We start from the raw sequence: 7,038 nt of genomic DNA on the forward strand, positions 1-7,038 counted from the left end.
CGCTATAGGACGCTTAAATAAACTGCACGGCGTTAATGTGGCGGAATTTGACCTATTAGTTAGGGATGACTATCAAGGTCAGGGTATTGGTACTGAATTACTACAGCGTTTGGTCACTATTGGCAAAAAGGAAGGATTAGACGGAATTGAAGGGGAAATTTTAAGTGATAACCGCGCTATGCAGATGATAGCCGCTAAAGTGGGGTTTTCTCTCCATAAAACTGCCGATTTTGTCAAAGCGGAACTTGAATTATGAAGCCTTTTTTTGATAAGCTGATCACTAATTTTCTGGCTGAATGGTTCGAGCTAATCCTTGCTCTAAAGTAAAGGGAGGTTGCCAATCGAGGGTTTTTTGAATATAGCTAGAGTCAACGGCAAGAGAACCAAGCAAGCGATCGATATTATAGGTGTTAAAAGGGAGATTTTTCCCTGTGATGGATTCTACTCTATCACCCAGATAACCTAAGAATCTAAGTAGGGTAGTGGGGACGGGCAGCAATCGACAGGGTTGTTGAATTTGTTGAGCAATGAGTCGAATTAATTGGGGAGTAGAAACAGCTTGGTTATCGCTAATTAAAAAGATTTGATTAACCGCATTAGGATGATCTAAACAGGTAATAATGGCATCAACTAAGTTACCCACAAAGACAAAACTGCGACGGTTTTTTATCGCACCAAAAGGTAAAGGTAATCCCCGTTTAATTAGTTTCATCAAGCGCTCCATATTAGCGCGATTGCCTAGTCCGTAAACTAGAGTAGGACGAAGGATTGTCCAAGTCATGTCACTATCTTTGGCAAGGTTAATTAAAGCTTGTTCCGCTTGTAGTTTACTACGACCATAGGGACTATCGGGGTGACAGGGAGAATTTTCGTTAAGAATATTATCACTTTCGGCAGCCATAGCATGAATAGAACTGACAAAAATAAAGTGCTTAACTCCCGCTTTTAGCGACTGCTTAACTAGGTTAATAGTCCCCTTAGTGTTAACTTTTATAAATGCTGCTTCTGGATTGGATATAGTCTCATGAAGGATATGAGCGCGTCCTGCTAGATGAATAACTATATCAATGCCTAGCAATGCTTCTTGCCAATCGGTCATATCATCAATTTCACCCACCTGAACGGTCTTAATTGACAGGGCTGCGGGAAACTCAAATTTCTGGCGAATTGCAGCTGTTATCTGGTAGTTATGTTGGGCCAAAGTTGGCAGTAAGTGGCTGGCAATAAAGCCATTAGAACCTGTAACTAAAACGTTTTTCATTATTAATTATTCAATTAAGTTTAGTAAATTTTCCAACCATGTTTATTAAAAAAATACACCGCCGATTGAGCAAAAACTATTGCCAGTTTAGTAGAGTTGTGCGCTCCTCTTGCCCAATGATGATAAATATTGACATGAGGATAAAGTATGGTTTTATATTTTTTAGACATTCTCATGGTCAAATCATAATCTTCAAAATACATAAACATATTTTTATCAAAGTAGCCAATATCATCTAAATATTTTCTGTTAAATAGCATAAAACAGCCACTAATAATCGGTACTTCTATTATCTGGTTATAGCTAATATCTCTCATTTCATACCAGTCCAATCTCTTTTTGAAAAGAAATTGCATTTTTTTTGGTATAAAACGTCTAATAAATAAGGTCAAAACTGTGGGTTGACGCTTACAAAGGTATTGGATGTCCCCATTAGGGTAAGATATTTTTGGAGTAATCAATCCCACCTCTTGATGTTTATCGAGGTAGTGAATAAGTTCAGTGATTACATTATTATCAAAATAAACATCTGGATTGATAACTAAATGATAATCATAATTTTTAGCCCTAGTAATAGCTAGGTTATGTCCTTGACCAAAACCAACGTTATTACCATTATTGAAGTAATAATCTATATCGTATTCCTGAAAATCATCAAAGATTTTTTTTAGTTCATCGGTGGGAGAATTATCTACTACAGATAAATTAATTTCCATGGGTGTGCCGAACAGAGATTTAATTGCTTGAGTAACTATCTCTGGGTCATTTTTGTAAAGGACAAGGGAGGCGCTAAGTTGCATAAGTATCTAAAGATATTTTTTACTAAAAAGAGTATCCAAACAATTCTATATCTTCCTTGAGATGTTCACTAATAATATTTTTAGTTTCTTCGTTATAATAACTCCTATAGTCTCGCTGACGTTGATGATTTTGATTGACGCTTGGTAATTTTACTTCTGGTAACTTAAGCAATTCTAGTATTTTCTCATAGTCTTTTTGTTAAGTCTCAAATATAGTTAAAATATTCCCAGTTATTTAAGATATTTTTTCTCAGAGATTTCTCCAAAGACGACAACGCTACTTTGGGATTACGGATAAAAAGAGAGTTGTATTTGCAGGAAATTAACATTTTATTCTCATCTCCAGTTGATTTTTTAGTTACAGTCGTAGAACTACATTTTTTTTGCTATGATAACCTTCTGATCTTCAATTACATTGCGCGTCGAGTTTACTAGACGTATTTCAGCGTGAAAACCACAACTTTCTAACCGTTCAGTTATATCCAATCCGTAATTTCTGAAGGCAAGAACTCTTCCCTGTCCACGGATCTGATCGCCATGATACTCAGGTTCAAGTTTATGTATGATAGTCCCATCAGGCTGCAAGAAACATCTTTCAACTGTCTTCGGGTTATCCGATAAAGGCACGGTAAAGATAAAGTATCCATCTTTTTTTAAGACTCTGTAAATTTCAGAAAAACCCTTGTTATCATCAGGAACATGCTCAAAAACTTCGGTGGAAGTCACTAAATCAAAAGATTCGTCATTGAGAAAAAGATTTTGAACGTCTTGACAGACAACAGAGTTCTTCATCAACCCTAGAGGTACATCATCAAAGTATTCAGAAAAGTATAAATTCTTAAAGTTACCTTTTAAGAATTTATACAAAGCTCCGCGAGAAGACAACTCGTAAACAGAGGTACTGGTTGAAAAGTTTATAGATTCAATTGTCAAACCAACTGCTCTATGAATTTTAGTAGATCTACAGTTTAAACAACGAGTACCAAAATATCCTGGATGTATCCGAACCACCACAGAACCGCACAAATTACAAATCCCAATCATCTAAATAGAGCCTCCTTTTATTTTCATGTATGGTTATAGTTCATAGTTGCTAATTAGCATCAATTAAATTTTTGTACTCCTGATAGTAATTGTAACACATACTTTCCAAAGAAAAAAGTTTTTCTGCTTTTAACTTAGCCTGAGAAACTTTGTCTTTAATTTCATCTAACATAAGTATTTTGTTGTTCAAGTCGTCTATATCATCAAGCTGAAAAAAAGTCACTTCATTTTCTCGAAAGATTTCCCTAAATGTCGGAATATCAGAACAGATAATCGGAATTTCTAAATTAGCTGCTTCCACTAGAGCTAAACCAAATCCTTCCGAGCGAGATGGAAAAACAAAAACGTCAATATTAATCGCGGTTTCCCAGGGATTTTCTCGATAGCCTGTAAAAACACATCTTTGGGCAACTCCTAGTTTTTCTGCCAAGACTTGCAATCGATTAATGTCTTGAGATGTTCCCCCTATTGCTATCAGATCGTACAGGGTATTTTTCTGTAATACTTGGATAATTTGCTCCACTCCTTTTCTTTTATTTAGGATAGAAACTGTACCTATTACAATTTTATCTCCAGTTTTTATATCACTCCCTTTGATTGTCTTTCTACTGTCATCCATTTTTTTTATTCCATTGTAAATTACAGTAGTATTTTTATAGCCAAGTCCTTGATAGTATCTTTCCATTGTCTGACTTATGCAAACTGCCAAATCTAATTTTCGGCAGGCTAGGTTCCATAAATTTCCCCATATATAACCTAGTAGAGAGCCTTTGTCGTATCTGAGTTCATCGACGTGATAGCCATGAATGGTTGTAATCTTTATGCCTTTAATCTTATGGTAATTAATGGCAAGGTACAAATCGGGTTTTAATCCATGGGAGTGGACTATATCGTAATCTTTTAATTCTTGATAAAAGCTGGTGAAACTTATTCTTTGAACAGGAGCATTAAAGCTGAGACATTTTTCTTGAGAATTAGTTTCACTGAAGTAGAATACCTTCACCTCATGCTCAGGATAAAAACTATTAGACAGCCACAAGGGTATTCTCGTTAAGCCACTATCTTTGAGACGAGGAATAATATAAGCGATTTTCATATATGGTATTTACTCCCAACTTTCATTATCCGTCTTCACTGCCATTATGCCAGATTATTTTTGACAAATGTAGTGATTCGCAGTTGTCGCTTAATATACCTCATCATTACTACTGCAAAAGAGAGTAATAATTCTAGTTTTGACAGCCTTAAAACTTCCTTTCTAGCTCTAAATTCTTCCCGCAATGCTAATTTTATATCTGAGGAGCGACCACCCAGTAAAAATTCAGCAGTGGCATAATCAAATTGTTTAGGTTTTGATAATTGAGTGAACCTGAGCCAAAGATGGTAATCCATAGCACATTTATAATTATTGTCAAACCCATTTACTTCTTCTATCAAAGCTCGTTCAGAAAAAACAGTTGGATGGGGAATTGTATTTACTATGTGAAGTAGTTTTTGACTAAATTTAGGAGGACAGAAGCAACCCACTATAGTATCGTCTGTATGACTTCTCAATAGTTGATTACCGAAACACCATCGCCAGCCTTCTGAATTATAAGATGAAACCACTGACGACAGGGTTGTGTCAGCAGCAAATTTATCCCCTGCATGTAAGTGATTAATTAGAATTCCTGTCGCCAAACTTATCCCTTTATTCATAGCGTCAGAAATTCCTGCATCTGGTTCGCTTACCCAATAATCAATTACTTCCTCATACTTGCGTATAATATCAACTGTACCGTCCGTGGAACCTCCGTCTATGATGATATATTCCACGTTATCATAAGTCTGGCTAATGATACTCTGAATTGTCTGCTCTAAGTGCTTTTCTCCATTAAAAACTACCGTTATAATAGTAACCAAAGGAAATGTAATTTTTTCCGATAACTCACTTGTCTCCCCGTAGGAGTGCTTGAAATATCCCTTTGTTCTCAAGCCTCCTTCTCCCTTACGTTCTGGATTTGGGGGAGATAATATTGGATATTGTAGGGGATCAGAAGTGAGCTTGCGAGTCGTGGAAAAGTTATGATTAAGATTAATTATTTTCATGATTGTTTGGAAGCGCGTAATTTTTAAGCAATCATCCAGAAAGAACCGGGTAATCGCTCTTCATTATAAGCATTGATATTATCAAGAAACACAGAATTCTTATAAGAAGATACCATAGATAAGGATGCCAAAATTTCAAACTTTTTGTTAAATTGTAGAAAGGTCTCTAAAAAGTATTGCTCGTTCCAGTATCGTGATTCTTTGAGATTCCATTCGATGGGATAATCATAGGGAAAAAATATATCGTGAATATGAACTAAGACTCCTGTTTGTAAACGGGGATAAACTTGAAGAAATTCAAACTCCACATCACTACCAGACTTAAATACATGACTGGAATCAACGAACAGAATATCATTGGTTTGCAGGGATTCAAAAACAGACAAATCTACGGCTTCTACTTTCTGGGTAAGCAAACTAAATTCTAGAAAATCTTTACTAACATTAGCAAAGTCTTTTAAAAAATCTTGAGGATAAGGCTCGATCGAGATCAGTTGTGATTTTTGGGAATTTTCTATAAAATTCATTCTTAAAGCTGCGGCGATAATTTTAGTGCTACCACCCGACCCAATTTCAATTACCTGAGAGGGTTTCCTTTCTCTGACCATAGCATAGAGTACTTCTGCATCGCCACTAATGAGAGCAGAACTATCTTCGGAATAACCAAATGCTGAAAAAATTTCTTTATTGTTAAATTCCAAACCATATTTTTCTAGTAAATACCTAACCAGTTCAGTTTGCTTGTCTAGATGCCATTCAATTGAGCTAAGAGGCCTTTCTTTGCCCGCGTATGTCATAATTTCCTGACGGTTGGGTATCGGCTGATAAAAATGGTCAGTAATTAGGGTATAGCCAATATTTCTTAAGAGGGGATTGAATATTTTTCTGGCTAGGGCAAATTTAATATTTTTTCTACCCTGTTCGGTTTGCATACGGTTAAGTAATTTCTTCAACATTGTCAACCTTTATACTACTAATATTTACTGTCATGTTTTGTCGTCAAAGCCAACTCGGAACTGGTATCCTTTATCAAAATATTACTAGCTGGTTGCCTCCTATTAAATCTTGACAAAATACTGCTGCGGCAGCCTGTCACCCATAATGGGCAATTTAATTAACCGACCAGTTCAAGACCGGATTCAATGGGCATAATTTGCTAGATTATACCTGATGATCAACTTTTTGTAAAGAAAATTTTTAATCAGCTAAACTGGAAAGCGAACAAGAGTTCTCTAAGGTTATTGGTTGTCTATGCTTGATGCTCCTATCCTATTAGCTTTCTGGAGAGTTCTTGTACTTTAGCCGGTCAATATCTAGATTTATTCTGGCAAATCTCCAAAACGCTCTCGATAGCGTTGGAGCAATGCTTCTAAATCCTCAGCCCGCATTTTTTCCTGTTGGGCCCGCATTCTTTCCTGTTCAGTTAGCTCTGACTCCGTGGGCAGTAAATCGCCGGCAAAAGTCGCCCAACGCAGCCAAACTGCCTCGACTCCCTTATACTCCCCTTGCCAGCGTACCAAAGTTAACCCTAGCCTTTGACTGAAAAATCTTTCTCCCGTCTCTAGAGATAATGGCTCGTAGTTGCCGTCTCTGAGGATAAAACCTGCCCAGTCTTCAGGATTGAAGGGATCGTACCAGAAATATTCTGGTACTCGCAAACAGTCTTGATAGATGGCTTTCTTTTCAGTTTTATCCTGTGGGGCAGTACTTTCGGAAAGGAGTTCGATAACCACGTCGGGAGCTTTCCCTTCTTGCCAAACCACCCAACTTTTTCTTTCCCCTTTAGGAACCCCCAGGACAGCAAAGAAATCGGGACCGCGAAAGTCCTCGCTTTTTAACTGTGCG

The 7,038-nt window shown here is 36.8% G+C and carries 8 protein-coding genes; 1 reads left to right on the forward strand and 7 read right to left on the reverse strand.

What is annotated here, in order from left to right:
- Positions 1–256, forward strand: a 256-nt coding sequence (locus ACE1AQ_RS03280) for a GNAT family N-acetyltransferase (RefSeq protein ID WP_374807850.1), incomplete at its 5' end; no start/stop codon positions are given.
- 24 nt (positions 257–280) lie between these two features.
- On the opposite strand, the gene ACE1AQ_RS03285 is transcribed toward ACE1AQ_RS03280, so the two are convergent.
- The 7 genes from ACE1AQ_RS03285 to ACE1AQ_RS03315 form a co-directional block, all read right to left on the reverse strand.
- Positions 281–1,261, reverse strand: coding sequence for an NAD-dependent epimerase/dehydratase family protein (locus ACE1AQ_RS03285; protein ID WP_110545945.1), 981 nt, complete (start codon positions 1,259–1,261; stop codon positions 281–283).
- Between the two features lie 20 nt (positions 1,262–1,281).
- Positions 1,282–2,061: a glycosyltransferase gene (locus tag ACE1AQ_RS03290; protein WP_106908208.1), complete on the reverse strand. Its 780-nt coding sequence runs from the start codon at positions 2,059–2,061 to the stop codon at positions 1,282–1,284.
- Between the two features lie 372 nt (positions 2,062–2,433).
- Positions 2,434–3,105 carry a class I SAM-dependent methyltransferase gene (locus ACE1AQ_RS03295; RefSeq protein WP_110545946.1) on the reverse strand — a complete coding sequence of 224 codons (672 nt, stop codon included), beginning with the start codon at positions 3,103–3,105 and terminating at the stop codon, positions 2,434–2,436.
- Between the two features lie 49 nt (positions 3,106–3,154).
- Positions 3,155–4,201, reverse strand: coding sequence for a glycosyltransferase family 4 protein (locus tag ACE1AQ_RS03300; RefSeq protein ID WP_106908210.1), 1,047 nt, complete (start codon positions 4,199–4,201; stop codon positions 3,155–3,157).
- A 44-nt stretch (positions 4,202–4,245) separates the two neighbouring features.
- On the reverse strand, positions 4,246–5,193 hold the full coding sequence (locus tag ACE1AQ_RS03305) for a glycosyltransferase family 2 protein (protein ID WP_106908211.1): 948 nt from the start codon (positions 5,191–5,193) through the stop codon (positions 4,246–4,248).
- Between the two features lie 23 nt (positions 5,194–5,216).
- Positions 5,217–6,149 carry a class I SAM-dependent methyltransferase gene (locus ACE1AQ_RS03310; RefSeq protein ID WP_106908212.1) on the reverse strand — a complete coding sequence of 311 codons (933 nt, stop codon included), beginning with the start codon at positions 6,147–6,149 and terminating at the stop codon, positions 5,217–5,219.
- Between the two features lie 363 nt (positions 6,150–6,512).
- The coding region (locus ACE1AQ_RS03315; RefSeq protein WP_374807853.1) for a Uma2 family endonuclease at positions 6,513–7,038 on the reverse strand (526 nt) is incomplete at its 5' end.

The organism is Microcystis sp. BLCC-F209 (genome assembly GCF_041928595.1).
Lineage (GTDB): Bacteria > Cyanobacteriota > Cyanobacteriia > Cyanobacteriales > Microcystaceae > Microcystis.